At 72.6% G+C, this 17,332-nt stretch carries 17 protein-coding genes and 1 pseudogene; 13 read left to right on the forward strand and 5 right to left on the reverse strand.

Annotated elements, in window-relative coordinates; all coding sequences use genetic code 11:
• Window positions 1–329, reverse strand: a 329-nt coding sequence (locus tag ABD352_RS00870) for a hypothetical protein (RefSeq protein WP_425553430.1), incomplete at its 3' end; no start/stop codon positions are given.
• A gap of 70 nt (window positions 330–399) precedes the next feature.
• Between ABD352_RS00870 and ABD352_RS00875 the strand changes: the two genes are divergently transcribed.
• Window positions 400–1,260, forward strand: coding sequence for a PASTA domain-containing protein (locus tag ABD352_RS00875; protein ID WP_344610216.1), 861 nt, complete (start codon window positions 400–402; stop codon window positions 1,258–1,260).
• 170 nt (window positions 1,261–1,430) lie between these two features.
• Entirely contained in the window at window positions 1,431–2,801 is a 1,371-nt protein-coding gene (locus ABD352_RS00880; RefSeq protein WP_344610217.1) for an SPFH domain-containing protein, read from the forward strand.
• Window positions 2,802–2,870: 69 nt separating this feature from the next.
• Here the strand turns inward: ABD352_RS00880 and ABD352_RS00885 are convergent, their stop codons facing one another.
• Window positions 2,871–4,217, reverse strand: coding sequence for a DUF1996 domain-containing protein (locus ABD352_RS00885; protein ID WP_344610557.1), 1,347 nt, complete (start codon window positions 4,215–4,217; stop codon window positions 2,871–2,873).
• 298 nt (window positions 4,218–4,515) lie between these two features.
• Between ABD352_RS00885 and ABD352_RS00890 the strand changes: the two genes are divergently transcribed.
• A complete protein-coding gene (locus ABD352_RS00890; protein WP_344610218.1) occupies window positions 4,516–5,256 on the forward strand; it encodes an SDR family oxidoreductase in 741 nt (246 codons plus the stop codon).
• A gap of 3 nt (window positions 5,257–5,259) precedes the next feature.
• On the opposite strand, the gene ABD352_RS00895 is transcribed toward ABD352_RS00890, so the two are convergent.
• Window positions 5,260–6,141: an FAD-dependent oxidoreductase gene (locus tag ABD352_RS00895; protein ID WP_344610219.1), complete on the reverse strand. Its 882-nt coding sequence runs from the start codon at window positions 6,139–6,141 to the stop codon at window positions 5,260–5,262.
• A 145-nt stretch (window positions 6,142–6,286) separates the two neighbouring features.
• On the opposite strand from ABD352_RS00895, the pseudogene ABD352_RS57485 reads away from it, so the two are divergent.
• A pseudogene (locus ABD352_RS57485) lies at window positions 6,287–6,421 on the forward strand (hypothetical protein); the annotation flags it as partial.
• Between the two features lie 64 nt (window positions 6,422–6,485).
• Window positions 6,486–6,698: a hypothetical protein gene (locus tag ABD352_RS00900; protein WP_344610220.1), complete on the forward strand. Its 213-nt coding sequence runs from the start codon at window positions 6,486–6,488 to the stop codon at window positions 6,696–6,698.
• Here ABD352_RS00900 and ABD352_RS00905 read toward each other — a convergent pair.
• Window positions 6,659–7,864, reverse strand: coding sequence for a glycosyltransferase (locus ABD352_RS00905; RefSeq protein WP_344610221.1), 1,206 nt, complete (start codon window positions 7,862–7,864; stop codon window positions 6,659–6,661). The two genes, ABD352_RS00900 and ABD352_RS00905, sit on opposite strands and share 40 nt — an antisense overlap.
• A gap of 189 nt (window positions 7,865–8,053) precedes the next feature.
• On the opposite strand from ABD352_RS00905, the gene ABD352_RS00910 reads away from it, so the two are divergent.
• Window positions 8,054–8,251: a hypothetical protein gene (locus tag ABD352_RS00910; RefSeq protein WP_344610222.1), complete on the forward strand. Its 198-nt coding sequence runs from the start codon at window positions 8,054–8,056 to the stop codon at window positions 8,249–8,251.
• Here the strand turns inward: ABD352_RS00910 and ABD352_RS00915 are convergent, their stop codons facing one another.
• Window positions 8,252–9,490: a homocitrate synthase/isopropylmalate synthase family protein gene (locus ABD352_RS00915; protein ID WP_344610223.1), complete on the reverse strand. Its 1,239-nt coding sequence runs from the start codon at window positions 9,488–9,490 to the stop codon at window positions 8,252–8,254.
• A gap of 70 nt (window positions 9,491–9,560) precedes the next feature.
• Between ABD352_RS00915 and ABD352_RS00920 the strand changes: the two genes are divergently transcribed.
• The 7 genes from ABD352_RS00920 (at window position 9,561) to ABD352_RS00950 (ending at window position 17,320) form a co-directional block, all read left to right on the forward strand.
• On the forward strand, window positions 9,561–10,739 hold the full coding sequence (locus ABD352_RS00920) for a citrate/2-methylcitrate synthase (protein ID WP_344610224.1): 1,179 nt from the start codon (window positions 9,561–9,563) through the stop codon (window positions 10,737–10,739).
• Between the two features lie 28 nt (window positions 10,740–10,767).
• The gene (locus ABD352_RS00925; protein WP_344610225.1) at window positions 10,768–11,397 is read left to right on the forward strand and encodes a hypothetical protein; all 630 of its coding nucleotides are present in this window, start codon (window positions 10,768–10,770) and stop codon (window positions 11,395–11,397) included.
• Window positions 11,398–11,440: 43 nt separating this feature from the next.
• Window positions 11,441–13,498 (forward strand): M3 family metallopeptidase, encoded by a 2,058-nt coding sequence (locus tag ABD352_RS00930; protein WP_344610226.1) that lies wholly within the window; start codon window positions 11,441–11,443, stop codon window positions 13,496–13,498.
• 92 nt (window positions 13,499–13,590) lie between these two features.
• On the forward strand, window positions 13,591–14,280 hold the full coding sequence (locus ABD352_RS00935; protein WP_344610227.1) for a hypothetical protein: 690 nt from the start codon (window positions 13,591–13,593) through the stop codon (window positions 14,278–14,280).
• A gap of 783 nt (window positions 14,281–15,063) precedes the next feature.
• On the forward strand, window positions 15,064–15,810 hold the full coding sequence (locus ABD352_RS00940; protein WP_344610228.1) for a FadR/GntR family transcriptional regulator: 747 nt from the start codon (window positions 15,064–15,066) through the stop codon (window positions 15,808–15,810).
• Window positions 15,807–16,634, forward strand: coding sequence for a sterol desaturase family protein (locus ABD352_RS00945; protein WP_344610229.1), 828 nt, complete (start codon window positions 15,807–15,809; stop codon window positions 16,632–16,634). Before ABD352_RS00940 ends, ABD352_RS00945 begins: the two co-directional genes overlap by 4 nt.
• Window positions 16,631–17,320: a lysoplasmalogenase gene (locus tag ABD352_RS00950; RefSeq protein ID WP_344610230.1), complete on the forward strand. Its 690-nt coding sequence runs from the start codon at window positions 16,631–16,633 to the stop codon at window positions 17,318–17,320. The genes ABD352_RS00945 and ABD352_RS00950 overlap by 4 nt, the downstream gene beginning before the upstream one ends.
• Window positions 17,321–17,332: the final 12 nt, after the last annotated feature.

A 17,332-nucleotide genomic window follows, 5' to 3' on the forward strand; every position in this document is an offset into this window, starting at 1 on the left:
CCGCCGGGCGGGCCGGTCGAGGGTGCGGCGGCCGCCGCGGGCCCGCAGCCGGCGACGCCCGAGCCGGTGGCGAGCGCGAGCGCCGCGCCGGTCAGCACGCCACCGGTGAGTGGGCAGCCGTTCAGTGCCCCGCCGGTGAGCGGGCAGCCGTTCAGTGCCCCGCCAGTGAGTGGGCAGCCGTTCAGCGCGCCGCCGGTCAGTGGCCCGCCCGATGGGCAGCCGTTCAGTGGGCCGGCCGGGAGTGGGCAGGCGTTCGGCATGCCGCCCGTCGCGGGGCCGGTCAGTGGGCAGCCCGCGCCCGGGCAGGTCTCGCCGGTCGGGTACGTCACGCCGACGTCGGCGCCGCCCGTCGCGCCCGCGTCCGGGCCGCCCGGGGTGCCGGTGTCCGGGGTTCCCGGGGTGCCGGTTTCGGGGGCGCCCGGTGGGGGCCGGGGGACGGTGTACCAGACGGGGGCGTATCCGACGGTCGACCCGCGGACGACGCCGGGGCCGCAGGCGTTCCAGGGACAGCAGGCGCCGCAGGGGTTCCATGGCCAGCAAGGGCCGCAGGAGTTCCAAGCGCCGCAAGGGTTCCAGGGGGCGCCAGGGCCTGCGGTGCGGCAGGGGGCGCCCGGGCCGAACCGGTACGTGCCGCCGCCGCCCGCGCCCGGGTACGCGGCCGGCGCGCCCGTGTCGCCGGGCCCCGGCAGCCGGGTCATTCCCGTGTACGACGAGCCGCCCGCGCGGCCGGTGCGGCGCGAGCGCGGGAACTGGCTCAACGCGCTGCTCGTCGTCGTCGCGCTCGTCGCCGTCGCCGGGGCGGGCACGACGATCTACCTGGTGCAGAAGGACGACAAGCCGGCCTCGACCAGCCACTCGCCGGGGCCCGGCGCGGCGACCAGCGGGGACGGCGAGGCCAGCGCGGGGACCGGCGGCGGGCCGCTCGGGGGCGACACCACCACCACCACCGAGGGGACGACCGACACCACCACGCACGCGCCGGCCACCACCGCGACGCGGACCGAGACGATCACGATGCCGGACCTCAGCGGCCTGTACATCGACTACGCCAAGGAGAAGCTGCGCGACGCGGGCTTCACCGGCAACATCCGGACCCAGAACAAGACCACGAACGACCCGGACGACGTCAACCACGTGCTGGCCCAGGACCCGAAGGCGCAGAACAAGGTGGCCAAGAACGGCACGGTGACGCTGACCGTCGGCGTCGCGCCGAAGAGCCCGACCGCCTCGCCCCCGCCGAGCTTCGCGCCGACCGCCTGACCGCCGCCGCGGCTCTTGGCACGACGGCGCTGGCAGGGAGGCCCCCAGGGCCTCCCGTTGTCTGACGGGAGCAACGGACCCCTGGTTGCGCGGACCGGAGTCCCGGAAAGCTTGACAGCACTGGCAAGACTGGTGCCGCACTGTCCACTGCGGACAAAGAGGAGCGGCGGATGTCGAACACCAACACGTACCTCGACCAGGTGGTCAAGCAGCAGGAGCGGCTCGAGGCCGACCTGCGCTCGAAGCGCTCCGTCGCCCCCGCGCCGGCGCCGGGCCCACCGCCGCGGCAGCAGGCGGCCGGCGGGGGCGGCGGGCGCTGGCGCGGGACGGGGGAGCAGCCGACGCCGAACGCGGTCGAGGTGCGGGTGACCGGGTTCGGGCGGTGGAAGACGGTGCTCGTCCCACCCAACGCCTTCGTCGTGCACACCCGGCGGGGGCGGGACGAGCCGCTGCACGTGGGGCTGGGCGTGTCGTTCCGGTACAACCCGGCGATCGACTCGTACCTGGTCGTGCCCGGTGCCATGCAGACGATCCTGATCAACGCGTACTGCATCTGCCGCGAGCTGCAGGGCGTGCTCGTGCAGGCCTACGTGCAGTGGATCATCGAGGACTTCGCCACCGCGTACCGGCGGCTGGACTTCGGCGACGCCGAGGATCCGATGCGGCTGGTGAACCTGCAGCTCAAGGAGCAGGCGGAGGCGGCCATCAAGGACAAGGTGTCCACGATGGGCGTGGCCGACGTGCTCAGCGACAAGCAGCCGATCATCGAGGAGCTCACCGCGCGGCTGCGGGCGGTCGCCGAGGGCTCCGGCAACGCCGACGCCGGGCTGGGGCTGCGGATCGTCACCGTGCAGATCAAGGAGGCCGTGGTCAGCTCGCAGCGGCTGTGGGAGAACCTGCAGAAGCCGTACCGCGCCGAGCAGGGCCGCATCGCCCGGCTGGCCGAGCTGGCGGCCGAGGACGCGATCGCCGAGCGGGAGCTGACCGCGGGCCGGCAGCGGGAGTCGCAGCGCATCGAGAGCGACCGCGAGCTGGCCGACCTGCGGGCCCGCAACGGGGCCCTCGAGTTCGACCGGGACGCGGCGGAGACGCTGCGCCGCTCGCAGCGCGAGCAGCATGACGTCCGGGCCCTCGCCGAGCTGCGGGACGCCACCAACCGGCACGCGCTGGCCCTGGAGCGGGAGCTCGCGGCCGAGGAGGCCGAGATCGGGCGGCTGCGCATCGAGCGGGAGTCCGAGCTGACCCGGCTGGCCGCCGAGGCCGAGCTGGCCCTGGCGGCGGCCCGCGGCCGGGGCGTCCACGAGGAGGCCCTGCTGGCCCTGGAGCGGGCCCGGATGCAGGCGGCGATCGACAACGAGCAGTCCCCGGAGAGCCTGCAGGCGCAGCTGATCGAGCGGCTGCCGGAGATCGTGGCGCGGTTGCCGAAGCCGGACGAGCTGCGCTCGGTCACGATCGGCGGAACGGACGGGACCACCGTGGCCGGGCTGATCGCCGAGCTGACCACCGTGGTCGGGGCGCTGCGTCCGGCCCGCGGCGGCTGAGCTTTCCCGAGAAGGGAACAGCCCGCCCGGTGGGAAACGGGCGGGCTGTCGCCTGGGGTGCCGGGTTGCTTAGGGCAGGACGTAGTTCTCGTTGAGGGCGGCGCCGCGGTCCGGCTTGTACTGGTCGAAGCCGCGCGGGTCGCACTGCAGGCCACCGTTGATGCAGTGGTCGGACAGGGCCTTCAGGGTCGGGGCGTCCCACGCGTTGTAGAAGTCGTAGTGGAACGAGTAGCCGCGGCCGCTGGAGAAGTGCACGTTGGCCATGTTGCCGCTGACCGGCCAGGCCATCTTGAACTCGATCATCGGCACGGCCACCGGGTGGTCCGGCGGGCAGACGCCGACGACCGGGTAGGCCATGTGCGCCTTGTGGTCCGGGGAGTCCAGGTGGGTGCCGTCCCAGCAGCTGGGGGCCTGGAACCGGACGTTGAGCTGGGAGCCGGCGACGCAGTTGGCCGGGATGTCCCACTGGTTGGTGAGGTCACCGCACTCGAAGCCCTCGACGTGGCCCGGGTGGTTCTGGAACTCGGCCTGGGTCGAGGACGGGCTGCCGACGACGAAGCGCAGGCCGGCCGGGAACGGGCGGACGCTGCGGTAGTCGAGGACGCCGCTCTTGTAGTAGATGACCTGGCGGCCGACCGGCTGCACGGCCTGGTCGCCGTTGAGCAGGGTGGGCATCCAGTACGCGCTCTTGTCGCCCGGCGTGATGCACGCGGTGCCGCCGGCCTGCAGCGAGGAGAGCGTGGTGTTGGCGTTGGTGGTGGTGTTGCCCATGAACGTGTGCGAGTGCGACGCGCCCGGCAGGCCGAAGAAGACGATCGGGTCGTCGGGCAGGTTGCTGCGGCTCACCGAGCAGTTCGCCTGGAACTCGTGGTGGGTCGTCGGCGGGTTGGTCGGCGGCGGGGTCGCCGTCGACGGGGTCACGCCGGTCACCGGCGGGACGGCCGGCACCCAGCCGGGGCCGTCGGTGGGCGGCGGCGTGGTGTTCAGCGTGCCGTAGACCTTGAACTCGTACAGCGAGTAGCCGTAGCCGGTGGCGCGCTGCGTGCCGTACATGCGCACGTAGCGGCCGGTGCCGCTGATGTTGAGCGTCTGCGTGCCGCCGGTGCCGGTGGTGGTGCTGTAGATGTTGGTCCAGGCGTTGCCGTCGTCCGACGTCTGGATCTGGAAGGCCTTCGCGTAGGCGGCCTCCCACTGCAGGACCACCTGGGAGACCGTGGCGGTGGATCCCAGGTCGACCCGCAGCCACTGCGGGTCGCTCCACTGGCTGCCCCAGCGGGTCGAGTTGTTGCCGTCGACCGCGGCGGCGGCCGGGGTCTCACCCAGTTCGGTGGAGGACGCGAGGGCCGGGCGGCCCTGCGACAGCAGCGTGGTGGTGGCGGCGTCGGCGGACGTGAGCTGGATCGCGCCGACGACCATCGACGCGACCACGGCGGTGGTGACCCCGATCGGGATCAGGGTTCTTCTGAGGCTTCTCGTACTCAATGCAGCTCCCAGGGGTGTGGGGCGGGTGCCGTTCGCCGGTGGCGGACCGGCGTGAACGCGCTCGGAGAGCGCTCTCCAAGAATGTGCCCGGTGCGGCCGTCCGTCAATACCCTGGTGCGCTTAACCGGATAATTCGGGCACGATTCGGCACATTGTGGAGAGCGCTCTCCACCGAAATGAGAGGTCCGATGGCCGCCAGACGGGGCGCGCCGGGCCCGGCAGGCTGGTCGGCATGAACGAACTGCATGGCAAGGTCGCGCTCGTCACCGGCGGCAGCCGGGGCATCGGCGCCGCGATCGCCCGGGCGCTCGCGGCCCGCGGCGCGGACGTCGCGATCACGTACGTGAACAGCGAGGACAGGGCGAACGAGGTGGCCTGCGACGTGAAGGAGAGGGGCCGGCGCGGGCTCGCGCTGCGGGCCGACGCGGCCGACCCGGCGGCGGTCGCCGGGGCGGTCGACGAGGCCGCGGAGCTGCTCGGCCGGCTGGACATTCTGGTCAACAACGCCGGTGTGTTCCCCGTGGGAGCGCTCTCCGAGCTGGACATCGCGACGTTTGACCGCACGGTGGCGGTCAACGTGCGCGGGCCCTACGCGGCGGCCCGGGCCGCGGCAAGGCACCTCGGCGACGGCGGTCGGATCATCAGCATCGGCAGCAACGTGGCCGAGCGGGTGCCGTTCCCAGGGCTCGCGCTCTACGCGCTGACCAAGACCGCGCTGGCCGGGATGACCCGCGGGCTGGCCCGGGAGCTCGGGCCGCAGGGGATCACGGTGAACCTCGTGCACCCGGGGCCGACCGACACCGACGCCAACCCCGCCGACCAGCCGCAGGCGCAGGCGATCGCGGGGCTGACGGCGCTCGGGCGGTACGCGGACGGCGACGAGATCGCCTCGGTGGTGGCGTTCCTGGCCGGGCCGGACGCGCGGTACGTGACCGGGGCGACGGTCAACGCCGACGGCGGCTGGGCGGCGTAACCCTCACGCGCGCTCCAGCCCCGTGGCGGTGATGCGGGAGCCGGGGCGCGGCCCGGCCGACCAGAGGTCGTGGTCCGCGCCCCGCAGCACGTTCTCGGCGGCGAGCAGGCCCATCAGGATGCCGTGCTCCTGGCCGCCGTACTTGAACGCGCCGTACCTCCCGATCACCTGCAGGCCGTCGAGGCGATGGAGGTGTTCCTCGAGGACCTTCAGGTGACGGCGGTAGCCCTTGCGGTACACCGGATAGCTCTTCGGCACCCGCAGCGCCTCGCCGTCGAGGATCTCGCCGGCCCGGACGAGGCCGGTGGCGACGAGCTCCCGGCGGGCCAGCGCCACGTAGCGCTCGTCGTCCCAGCGCCAGAAGTCGTCGTCGGGGCCGCACCAGTACTCCAGGGCCAGCACGGTCTCCCGCTCGCCGTGCTTGGTGGTGGGCACCCAGTTGTCGAAGTTCGTGATGCGCCCGACCCACAGCTCGGGGTCGGGCACGCTGATCCAGGTGTCGGGGAAGACCGACTCCGCCGTGGTGCGCAGGTACACCACGACCGTGTTGCGGAAGGCGAGCCGCGCGTTGGCCGCGGCCACCTCCGGCGGCACCTCGGGCAGGCGGCCGGCCAGCACAGTCAGCGGCATCGAGGACACCACGTGGTCGTGCTCGCGGATCTCGGCGCTGTTGAGCTGCACGCCGGTGACCCGGGTGCCGTCGAGCACCAGGCGCGCGACCGGGGTGTCGAGGTGGACCCGGCCACCCTGCTTCTCGACGTGCTCGCACATGCGGGCGTACACCTCGCCCGTGCCCTGGCGCGGGTGCGGGAACTGCGCCGGGGCGGGGCCCGCCGGCCCGGCGCCGATGACCGCGATCCGCTGTGCGGCGCCGCCCTCGCTCATGCTGACCTCCTCGATCGACGCCGGGCCGTTCTGCACGGAAGGTTACCGACCGGCTACGCAGTGCTGCGAAGTTTGCGGTGTTCAGTACCTCAGACGGGTTATGTCTGCATATGATCCGATTGTGGCAATTGCGGTGTCGATCGTCATGCCGGTGTACAACATGCAGCGGACCGTCGGCCGGACGATCGCCGCGCTGCTCGACCTGCGCGTGCCGCACGGCGTGGCGGTGGGCCTGATCGTCGTCGACGACGCGTCGGGCGACGGCTCGGCGGCGGTGGCCGGCGCGCTGCTGCGGTCGCGCCTCGGCGGCCGGGCTGCTGCACTTCCGGCTGCGGGCCGGGGCGATGTCGGTGGTGCCCGCGGCCGCCGAGGCCTCGACCGTGCAGATCGTGCGCCGGGACCTGCGGCTGGCCGACGTCGGCGCGGCGGCCCGGCACCGGCTGTGGGCGGTCGCGGCCGGGGTGCTGCTGATTCTCGCGGCGCCCGGGTGGTACGCCAGGCTGCACCGGCTCTTCGGTTACAGGCGCTCGGGCACCCGCAGCCCCGCGTCGCGGTAGGCGGCGTCGATGACGGTGGCGTAGGACGCGATCATCCGGGTGTGGCTGAACCGCTCCCGGCTGCCCAGCAGGGCCGGGGTCAGCTCGGCCCGCCGGTGGACCGCCTCCGACCAGGCGGCGCTGATCGCCTCCGGCTCCGGCGGGGTGATGAGCCCGTGGCCGGCCACGATGATCGCGGTGTCGCCGATGTCGGTGGAGACCGGTACCGCGCCGCACATCGCCCCCTCGATCAGGCACAGCGGGGCCGCCTCGCCGCTGGTCGAGGTGAGCGCGACGACGTCGCTGGCCGCGTAGACCGCCTCCATGTCCCGGCGGATGCCCAGCAGGTGCAGCCGGGCCAGGTGCCGCGGCTCGTCGTCGAACAGCTCCGTGAGCAGCCCGCACAGCTCGGCGTTGGCCGTGGTCATGCCGGCACCGCACAGCAGGACGTGGCCGGCCGGCTCCCGCTCCAGGTAGCGGCGGGCGGCGGCCAGGAACAGCGGGACGTTCTTCATCGGGTCGTAGCGGGCGGCCATGGTGACGACCTTCGCCTTGGCCGGCACGCCGAGCGACCGGCGCAGGGCCGCGCGGCGGCGGGCCGGCACCGGCTGGAAGCGGGACAGGTCCACCCCGTTCGGGATGACCTTCAGCAGGCCGGCCGGGATGCCCGCCGCCTCGTACGCCGAGCGCGTCGACTCCGCGCAGCAGATCGCGGCGGCCACCCGGCCGTCGGCGACCGCCGCCTTGAACTCGGCCAGCGCGCTGCCCTGGTTCTCCGGGTCGGAGCGGTGCAGGCACACCACGACCGGCCGGCGCGGGAAGCCGGGCAGGTTGACCAGGCGCAGCGGCTGCTCCTTGAGCGACAGGATGATGTCGGCCCGCTCGGCGTGCGCGAACGCGGTGGCGACCTCGGACGCGCTGAACGTCCTGCGGGTCGCCGTGTCCCCGCCGATGCGCCGGCCGAGGGGGCGCACCTCGACGCCGGCCGCGCTGAGCGAGCGGTAGCTGGCGTCGTCCTCCATGCGCTGCAGGATGGTCTCGCGGCGCATCGCGCCGTAGATGCTCAGCACCGAATGGTGATGCGTCCCCCCGGTGTGCAGCCCGGCCACGACCGTGGTGTGCAGGGCCCGGGCGCCGCCGGAGAAAAACCCCTCATAGATCGACATCACGCGTAGTTGGCTTGTCACGGGCAAATCATCACCCGCACTTCGCCATCTGTCAGGTCGAAACGGCGTTCCCGCGGTGAACTGTGCGTTTCGGGAAAATCACGGAATGGGGCGGATAGCCACCGGCCAATGGCGTACTCCAATTGGCGTACCGTTTGCCTGCGGCTGGCGGGATGGGTGCCGCGGCGTGCGCCTGGTTACGTTGCCGCCATGGGGAACGCGTATCGCTGCGGCAAGCACCTCGTTCTGGCCAACCCGTCCTCCCGCATCCCGGTCTGGATGGAATGCGCCGTGCACCGCTTCACGCCGATGCAGGTCACGCGGCGCTTCAACGACATCGCGGCGCTCGAGTTCTCGTACGAGGAAACCCTCCGGCTGGGCTGGATCGTCGAGTACGCCATGCTCTGATCAGTCCAGATAGCCGGGATACAGCAGAGCCAGCTCGTTCGGGTAGGTGGCGATCAGCCGCAGCTCGTCGTCGGTCAGCGGGCGGCCCGTCGCGGCGTTGCAGAGCTGGACCAGTTTGAACGTCAGGGCCTCGTCCGTCACCGGGACGCCCAGGTCGTCCAGGGCGTGGCGGAAGCCGGCCAGGCCGCCGTACTCGCCGGTCAGGACCAGGCGGCCGGGGCGAGCGTGGCGGTCTGCCGGGAACGGGCCGAGCGCGTCCTCGTCGTAGAGCTCGTAGTTGCGGTGGTCCTTCAGGGCGCCGTCGGCGTGGATGCCCGACTCGTGGGCGAAGGCGTTCGGGCCGACACCCGGCTGGTTGTTCGGCAGCGGCTGGCCGAAGGCGTATGAGGCCCAGGCGGCGAAGCGGCGGGCCCACGACAGGTCCAGCGCGTCGCCGATCTCGGCGTCCGCCGGGACGCCGAAGCCGTGGCGCAGGGCCAGGATGCAGGAGAGCAGGTCGGCGTTGCCCGAGCGCTCGCCGATGCCGTTGACGCAGGTGTTGATCCAGGCGTCCTGCCCGGCGGCGAGGTCGCCGAAGGCGCCGGCCAGGGAGTTGGCCACGGCCATGCCCAGGTCGTTGTGGCAGTGGGTCTCGATCGGCATGGCGACCGCGCCGGCCAGCTTGGCGAAGCGCTCGCCGATGCGGCCCGGGGTGTCGCCGCCGATGGTGTCGCAGTAGCGCACGCGGTCGGCGCCGGCCTCGCGGGCGGCGAGGGCGAACTCGGTCAGGAAGCCCTCGTCGGTGCGCGAGCCGTCCTCGGCGTTGACGCCGACGGTCTCGGCGCCGGCCGACTTGGCCGCGCGCACGGCCGCGGTCATCTCGCGGATCAGCGCGTCGCGGTCGAGGCGGCCGCGGAACTTGTTCTGCAGCATCTGGTCCGAGGTGGAGATCGACAGGTTGTAGTGGCGCAGGCCCAGGCCGGCCGAGCGCTCGACGTCGGCGGCGACCGCGCGGCACCAGCCGGACAGGCGCAGGCCCCCGAACGCGCCGGCCTTCTCCAGCGCGGTCTGCGCGCGCACGTACGGCACCTCGTGGAACAGGAACGGAAAGCCGATCTCGGACTGCGCAACGCCGAGGCGACCCAGATAGAAGTTCACCATCGTCTTGCCGAACTTCGACAGCCCGGTCCGGGCCGTCTGCACCCCGTCCCGGTTCGTGACGTCGAGGAAGTGGATGCGCGGCTTGCTTGCGGTTGACATGCCTCCAGATTGACGATGTGGACGAAGATGTGTCAATGTTGACTAAAATCAACATGAGCGGGTGGCCGGCATGGACAAGTGGATCAACGCCGACGAGGCGGCCCGGCGGCTCGGGGTGAAGCCCGCGACGCTGTACGCCTACGTCAGCCGCGGCGTGCTGACCCGCCGCAAGGCCGAGGACGGGCACAGCGTGTTCGACGCCGCCGAGATCGACCGGCTGGCGCGGCGCGGGCGGCCGCGGCGACCCACCGGCGGCAACGAGCTCGTCATCGAGTCGGCGGTGACGATGCTCGGCGAGGACCGGCACTACTACCGCGGCCGCGACGCCATCGGCCTGGCCGCCGACTGGGGCCTCGAGCAGGTGGCCGCCTGGTTGTGGCAGGGCGGCGCCGAGGGCTGGGCGGCCGACCCGCAGGCCGTGGCCGCGGCCCGCACGGCGCAGGAGGGCCTGGCCCCGGCGGTGCTGCCGCTGGAGCGCCTGCAGGTCATCGTCACCGCCCTCGCGGTCGCCGACCCGATGCGCTTCAACCTGGACCCGGCCGCCGTCGCGCAGGCCGGCCGGGGGCTCATCGCCGGCATGGTCGAGGCGCTGCCCGGGCCGGACGCGCCGGGGGAGACGCCGGTGCACGAGCGGCTGTGGCGGAAGCTGGCCGGCGACGGGGCCGACCCGGCGCTGGCCGACGCGCTGCGCTTCGCCATGGTGCTGCTCGCCGACCACGAGCTGGCCTCGTCCACGCTGGCCGTGCGGGTGGGCGCGTCGGTGCGGGCGGACCCGTACGCGGTGGTCGCGGCCGGGCTCGGGGTGACCAGCGGGGCGCTGCACGGCGGGGCCTCGCTCGGCGTCGAGACGATGCTGGCCGAGATCGGCGAGCCGGGCCGGGCGTCGTTCGCGATGGGGGAGCGGCTGCGGCGGGGCGAGCGGATCCCGGGCTTCGGGCACGCCGTCTACCGCTCCGGCGACGCCCGCGGCGAGGCGCTGCTGGAGCGGGTGCGGGCCGCGGTGCCCGGCCACCCGCGGCTGGCCGTGGCCGAGGCGGTGCTCGACGAGGCGGGCCGGCGGCGGCTACCGGCCGTGAACGTGGACCTGCCGCTGGGGCTGCTGACCCACCTGGCCGGGATGCCCCGCGGCGCCGGGGAGGCGATCTTCGCCATCTCGCGGACGACCGGCTGGCTGGCGCACGCCATGGAGGAGTACGCCAGCCCGACCCGCCTGCGCCTGCGGGCCGCCTACACGGGCCCGCTGCAATGATCGCCGTGTTTGCATACGTCTCTGGGGTGTGATCACTCGGCGGTGGGTCCCCGCGTCGGCGCTGACGGCCGTGGCGGTGTGCTTCGTGACGCTGGTGCTGCTGGCCTCGTACAACCCGTGGCACTACGTGCACCTCGCGCCGTTCGGGCGCACGGGGACGGTGGCGACGACGCTCGCCCTCGCACCGCTGCTGCTGGCCGGTGCGGTCTGGCTCGTGGTCGGCAACCGGCTCGCGCGGGCGGTCGTGGCCGCGGCCGCGACCCTGCTGATGCTGGGCTCCTGCCTGGCCGGGGTGGCGTACGAGACCCTGTCGTTCGTGGACCCCGAGCCGCGGGAGGTCTCCGTCCTCGGGGTCTCGCCGGACGGGCGGTTCGAGCTGGTCGACGAGCACTACTCCGTCATGTTCATGACCGCCGTCGAGCGGGTGCGGCTGCGCAGCCGGGCCGGGCTGGCCAGCCGCGCGTCGGATCAGGTGCTCGGCTGCTTCGAGTACCAGACCGACGACGCGCGCTCGCCGTCGCTGGTGCTGAGCTCGGCCCGGTTCGTCGGCGGCACCGAGGTCGAGATCGTCAGCGGCGACGGGGTGGCCTGGACGACCACCTTCGACCCGGAGACGCTGGTCGCGGCGAGCACTCTGGCGCGGGGCTGCGCCAGTTGAGGCAGGGGCCCGGCAGACGAGGGCGGGCCGATACAGTCGGTAGGTGACCACGGACAACCCGTTCTTCGCGCCGAGCGATCTGCCGTACCAGTTGCCGCCGTTCGACCGCATCGAAGTCGAGCACTACCTGCCGGCCTTCGAGCGGGGCATGGAGGAGCAGCGCGCCGAGGTCGCGGCCATCGCCGCCGACCCGGAGCCGCCGACGTTCGACAACACGCTGGTGGTGCTGGAGCGCTCCGGCCGCGTCCTGCAGCGCGTCTCCGCCGCCTTCTTCACCCTGACCAGCGCCGACACGAATCCCCGGCTGCAGGAGATCGAGGCGGAGGTCGTACCGCGGCTGTCGGCGCACACCGACGCGATCATGCTCGACCCCGGGCTGTACCGCCGGATCAGGAGCCTCTACGAGCGCCGCGACGAGTTGGGGCTCGAGCCCGAGTCCGCCTGGCTGCTGGAGCGCTACCGCATCGAGTTCGTGCGGGCCGGCGCCGAGCTGTCGGCGCAGCAGCACGTGCGGCTGCGCGAGATCAACGCCGAGCTGGCCAAGCTGGCCACCGAGTTCGGCAACCTCGTGCGCGACGAGATGAAGGCCGGCGCGGTCGTGGTCGACACCGAGGCCGAGCTCGGCGGGCTGACCGAGGACGCGATCGCCGCGGCGGCGGTGGCCGCGCGCGACCGGGGCCTCGACGGGAAGTACGTCCTCAACCTGATCCTGCCGACGGCCCAGCCCGCGCTGGCCGCCCTGCACGACCGGGCGCTGCGCGAGCGGCTGCACACCGCGTCGATCGGGCGGGGCTCGCGCGGCGGCGCCAACGACACCAGCGCCATCGTGCTGCGCATCGTGCGGCTGCGGGCCGAGCGGGCCCGGCTGCTGGGCTTCGAGCACCACGCCGCCTACAACATCGCGGACAACACCGCCCGCTCCGTGGGGGCGGTCGAGGAGATGCTGGCCAAGCTCGTTCCGCCGGCGATGGCCAACGCCGCCGCCGAGGCCGACGACCTGCAGGCGGCGATCGGCGACGACTTCGCCCTCCAGCCGTGGGACTGGGCGTACTACACCGAGCGCATCCGCCGCGAGCGCTACGCGATCGACGAGAACGAGCTGCGCCCGTACTTCGAGCTGGAGCGGGTGCTGCGCGACGGGGTGTTCTTCGCCGCCGGCAAGCTCTACGGGCTGCGCTTCGACGAGCGGCCGGACCTGCGGGCGTACCACCCCGACGCCCGCGTGTTCGAGGTCTTCGACCGCGACGGCGGGCCGCTCGGCCTGTACGTCGGCGACTTCTTCACCCGCGCCTCCAAGCGCGGCGGCGCGTGGGCCAACGCCCTGGTGGCGCAGTCCCGGCTGTTCGGCACCGCCCCGGTCGCGGTCAACAACCTCAACATCAACCGGGCCCCGGACGGCGAGCCGACCCTGCTCACCCTGGACGAGGTGCGCACCCTCTTCCACGAGTTCGGCCACGCCCTCCACACGCTGTTCTCGCAGGTGTACTTCCCGAAGTTCGCCGGCACCAAGGTGCCGCGGGACTTCGTGGAGTACCCGTCGCAGGTCAACGAGGTGTGGATGCTCTGGCCCGAGGTGCTGGCCAGCTACGCGCTGCACCACCGCACCGGCGAGCCGCTGCCGCAGGAGGTCGTCGACCGGCTGCAGGCGGCGGAGCGGTTCAACAAGGGGTTCGCCACGACGGAGTACCTGGCGGCCACCCTGCTCGACCTCGCCTGGCACACCCTGGACGCCGACGCGGCCGCCGAGGTCGACGACGTCGTGGCGTTCGAGGCGGCGGCCCTGGAGCGGGCGGGCGTGGCGACGCCGTTCGTGCCGCCCCGGTACCGCACCACCTACTTCGCCCACATCTTCAGCGGCGCGGCCTACAGCGCGGGCTACTACTCCTACATCTGGAGCGAGGTCCTCGACGCCGACACCGTCGACTGGCTGACCGAGCGCGGGGGCCTGCGCCGCGACAGCGGCGACGCCTTCCGCGACGGCCTGCTGGCCAAGGGCGGCAGCGCCGACGCGATGGAGGTGTACCGCACGTTCCGTGGCCGCGACCCATTGATCGATCCCTTGCTCAAGCGTCGCGGGCTCACGAGCGACGTCGCGCGGTGACGCTCCGTAGGGTTTCTTAGTTTTCCTTTAAGCCAGGATTTCGTCGGGGATCCCGCCTTTCGGTACGGGCGCCACGTTCGTAAGCTGTCGCGGTGCGTGGCGCCACCCTCCGGCGCAGGCCCGCTGCCGCACGCCGTCTGCACTTCAGCAGACTGGCGCTGCTCGCCGCGGTCAGCCTCGTCGCCTCGTTGATCAGTGTCGGTGTGTCCTGGGCGATCTTCCCTGAGCGTCCGGATGCCGTTGCCGACGACGTGAACTTCGACGCGGCCAAGTTCTACGAATCCAACGCCAGGGCCAACGCCGCCCGCGGGGTCGCCCAGGCGGCCCTGCCGGGCGCATCCTTGGTGCCGAAGCCGGTGGCCGGCCTCACGCAGGCGCAGACCAACAACGCGTTCATCGTGGTCGAGGTCGCCCGCCAGATGAACCTGCCGGAGCGCGCCATGGTGGTGGCGATCGCGACCGCGCTGCAGGAGACGTACCTGAAGAACCTGGCCAACCCGACGGTGCCGGCCTCGATGAAGCTGCCGCACGAGGGGACCGGGACGAACTACGACTCGGTGGGCATCTTCCAGCAGCGGGTGAGCATCTGGGGTACGCCGGAGCAGCTCATGGACCCGGCCTTCGCCTCGGCCAAGTTCTACGCGAAACTGATGAAGGTCAACGGCTGGCAGCAGATGAGCGTGACCAACGCCGCCCAGGCCGTCCAGCGCAGCGCCTTCGCCAGCGCGTACGCCAAACACGCCACCAACGCCCAGAAGATCGTCGACGAGCTGACGGCCTGACACGGCCGCTTGGTTGTGCTGCGAACCCCCGCCTGCGCAGGCTCGGCACGGAGCACCCGCCAGCTGCCCTGCCTCTCGATGGGGCGGAAGGTTGCCGTCTTGACCGCTCGCGGCGAAAACGTTCTGCCTTGACCGCGCGAGGCGGGAACCTTCTGCCTTGACCGCGTGGGGCGGAAGGTTGCCGTCTTGACCGGTCGTGGCGAAAACGTTCCGTCTTGACCGCGCGAGGCGGGAACCTTCCGCCTTGAGCGCGTGGGGCGGAAGGTTGCCGTCTTGACCGCTCGCAGCGAAAACATTCCGCCTTGACCGCGCGAGGCGAAAACTTTCCGCCCTCGCCGCGGACATGGAGGGTCGCGTCGGAGCGGCGGAGACCCCGGTTGTTCAGCCATTCCAGGAGCGTTTTAGCAGCTCGGCCACCGGATCTCCCGCGGGAACGCCCCGAACTCCTCGCCTTCACCACCGGCGGGCGTGGGAGAAGACCGGGCGGATCCCGAGCAGGCCGTGCAAGAGTGCCGGCCCACGCGGCAGCGCGGCGCCGTCCGCACACGCAGGTCACCGCATCACGCCGGCGGCGGACGACTCGTACACGACCTCCGTGGACGCGGCCAATGTGGGGAGGTTGCCGCCTTGACCGGTCCAGGCGAAAAGTTTCCGCCGCAAGCCGGCGCGCGCGAAGGGCTTGCGCGTGGGCCGGGGCGATGACGCCGAGCGGCCGAAGGACGGCCCCGAGCGGTCGGAATTGGGGACTGGTCCAACCAGTTGATGGGTGGCACACTGCCGGGCATGGAGTTCGTGCCGGCCAGCCGGAGTTCCGTGTCCGACCACGTGTTCGGGCAGGTGCGTGACGCGATTCTCGGCGGCGTGTACCCGCCGGAGGCCAGCCTGCCCAGCGAGCGGGAGCTGGCGGCCGTGTTCGAGGTCAACCGCCATGCCGTGCGGGAGGCGCTGAGGCGGCTGCAGCAGCTCGGGCTGGTGCGGGTGGCGCAGGGCGGGGCGACCCGGGTGCTGGACTGGCGCCGGCACGCAGGGCTGGACCTCGCGATGGCGCTCACCGACGTGCGGGACGTGCTGCCGTTCGACACGGTGGTCCGCGACGTGCTGGAGATGCGGGCCTGCCTCGGGGCCGACGCGGCCCGGCTGTGCGCGCAGCGGGCCTCCGGCGACGGGCGGGCCGCCGTGGTGGCCGCGGTCGAGGCCTATGCGAGTTCCGGACCGGACCTGGACGCCATGGGCGAGGCGAACGTCGCGCTGTGGCGGGAGATCATCGTCGGCGGCGGGAACGTGGCGTACCTGCTGGCCTTCAACAGCCTCGTCGGCGGGGCGCTGGCGGTCGGGCGGGTGCCGGCCGGGCGGCGGACCGCCGAGCTGCTCGACGTCGCCGGGCACCGCCGGCTCGGCGAACACATCGTGGCCGGGGACGCGTCCGCCGCGCGGGACCAGGCCTGGGCACTGCTCACCGCCCCCATCGGTGCGGAAACCCCACACCCGGAAACACCACACCCCCGCTCCCCCAAGGAGATCGAGGCATGATCCCCGCCGTTCTCTACGCCGTGCCGGCGTTCCTGCTGCTGATCGTGTTGGAGGCGGTCTCGTACCGCTTCCTGCCCGACGACGAGGAGCGCGGCTACGAGGTCCGGGACACCGCGACCAGCCTGTCGATGGGCCTCGGCAGCCAGATCATCGGCGTGCCCTGGAAGATCCTGGTCGCCGTCGTCTTCGCCGGGCTCTACGTGCTCACGCCGCTGCGGATGGACCCGCACAGCCCGTGGACGTGGATCGTGCTGTTCTTCGCCGACGACTTCGCGTACTACTGGTTCCACCGCCTGCACCACGAGGTGCGCGTGTTCTGGGCCGGGCACGTCGTGCACCACTCGAGCGTGTTCTTCAACCTGTCGACCGCCCTGCGGCAGAGCTGGACGCCGATGACCGCGACGCCCTTCTGGCTGTTCCTGCCGCTGCTGGGGATCCCGCCGTGGATGGTGTTCCTGCAGCAGTCGATCAGCCTGGCGTACCAGTTCTTCCTGCACAGCGAGCGGGTCGGGCGGCTGTGGCGGCCGATCGAGTGGTTCTTCAACACGCCCTCGCATCACCGGGTCCATCACGGGGCGAACCAGCAGTACCTGGACAAGAACTACGGCGGCATCCTGATCATCTGGGACCGGATGTTCGGCTCGTTCGAGCCCGAGCGGGTGCCGGTGCTCTACGGGCTGACGAAGAACATCAACACGTACAACCCGCTGCGGGTGGCCACCCACGAGTACGCGGCGATCTGGCGCGACGTCCGCTCCGCCGCGCGCTGGCGGGACCGGCTGCGCTTCGTGTTCGGCCGTCCCGGCTGGCAGCCCGCCGCATGAGGCGCCCGGCTCTGGTGCTGTTCGCGGTCGCCGCCCTGGTCGAACTGGGCGGGGTGGCGGCCGGCGGGCACGTCCTGCAGTGGATCGCCAAGCCCCTCCTGGCGCCGCTGCTCATCTGGTACCTCGTCCAGCACGGCCGCCGCGACGCCGTCACGGTCGGGCTCGCCTTCGCGACCGCGGGCGACGTCGTGCTGCTCGTGCCGGGGAAGCTGTGGTTCCTGGCCGGCATGGCCTGCTTCCTCGGCACCCAGGTCTCTCTGATCGTCGCGTTCCTGGGGAAGGCCCGGCCGAGGACGGCCGCCGTGATCGGGTACGCGGTGCTGTGGGCCGGCCTCAACGCGCTGCTGTGGGGCCACCTCGGGCCGCTGCGGGCGCCGATCCTGGGCTACAGCCTGGCGCTGGCCGCGATGGCCTGCGCGGCCACCGGCGTCTCGGCCCGGGTCGGGCTCGGCGGGGCGCTGTTCCTCGGCTCCGACCTGCTGATCGGCGTGGGCGCGGCCGGGCTGGACTTCCCCGGCCGCGACGTGGTCGTCATGGCCACGTATGCCGCCGCGCTGCTGCTCATCGCGACGGGCTGGGCTCGCGCGGGGCGCCGGGCACCGGCTCGGGAGGCGACGGCACAGGGTGCGGCGGACGGCGCCAGCGTCGTGCCAGTACCGCGGCCAGGCCCGCTCCCGCCGCGTTGACCAGCACGTCGT

The organism is Dactylosporangium salmoneum, assembly GCF_039532525.1.
GTDB classification, from domain to species: domain Bacteria; phylum Actinomycetota; class Actinomycetes; order Mycobacteriales; family Micromonosporaceae; genus Dactylosporangium; species Dactylosporangium salmoneum.

Coding starts and splice junctions, on each gene's coding strand:
- ABD352_RS00880 (WP_344610217.1), top strand. CDS start 1,431: ATGTCGAACACCAACACGTACCTCGACCAGGTGGTCAAGCAGCAGGAG.
- ABD352_RS00885 (WP_344610557.1), bottom strand. CDS start 4,217: ATGGTCGTCGGCGCGATCCAGCTCACGTCCGCCGACGCCGCCACCACC.
- ABD352_RS00890 (WP_344610218.1), top strand. CDS start 4,516: ATGAACGAACTGCATGGCAAGGTCGCGCTCGTCACCGGCGGCAGCCGG.
- ABD352_RS00895 (WP_344610219.1), bottom strand. CDS start 6,141: ATGAGCGAGGGCGGCGCCGCACAGCGGATCGCGGTCATCGGCGCCGGG.
- ABD352_RS00900 (WP_344610220.1), top strand. CDS start 6,486: ATGTCGGTGGTGCCCGCGGCCGCCGAGGCCTCGACCGTGCAGATCGTG.
- ABD352_RS00910 (WP_344610222.1), top strand. CDS start 8,054: ATGGGGAACGCGTATCGCTGCGGCAAGCACCTCGTTCTGGCCAACCCG.
- ABD352_RS00915 (WP_344610223.1), bottom strand. CDS start 9,490: ATGTCAACCGCAAGCAAGCCGCGCATCCACTTCCTCGACGTCACGAAC.
- ABD352_RS00920 (WP_344610224.1), top strand. CDS start 9,561: ATGGACAAGTGGATCAACGCCGACGAGGCGGCCCGGCGGCTCGGGGTG.
- ABD352_RS00940 (WP_344610228.1), top strand. CDS start 15,064: ATGGAGTTCGTGCCGGCCAGCCGGAGTTCCGTGTCCGACCACGTGTTC.
- ABD352_RS00945 (WP_344610229.1), top strand. CDS start 15,807: ATGATCCCCGCCGTTCTCTACGCCGTGCCGGCGTTCCTGCTGCTGATC.
- ABD352_RS00950 (WP_344610230.1), top strand. CDS start 16,631: ATGAGGCGCCCGGCTCTGGTGCTGTTCGCGGTCGCCGCCCTGGTCGAA.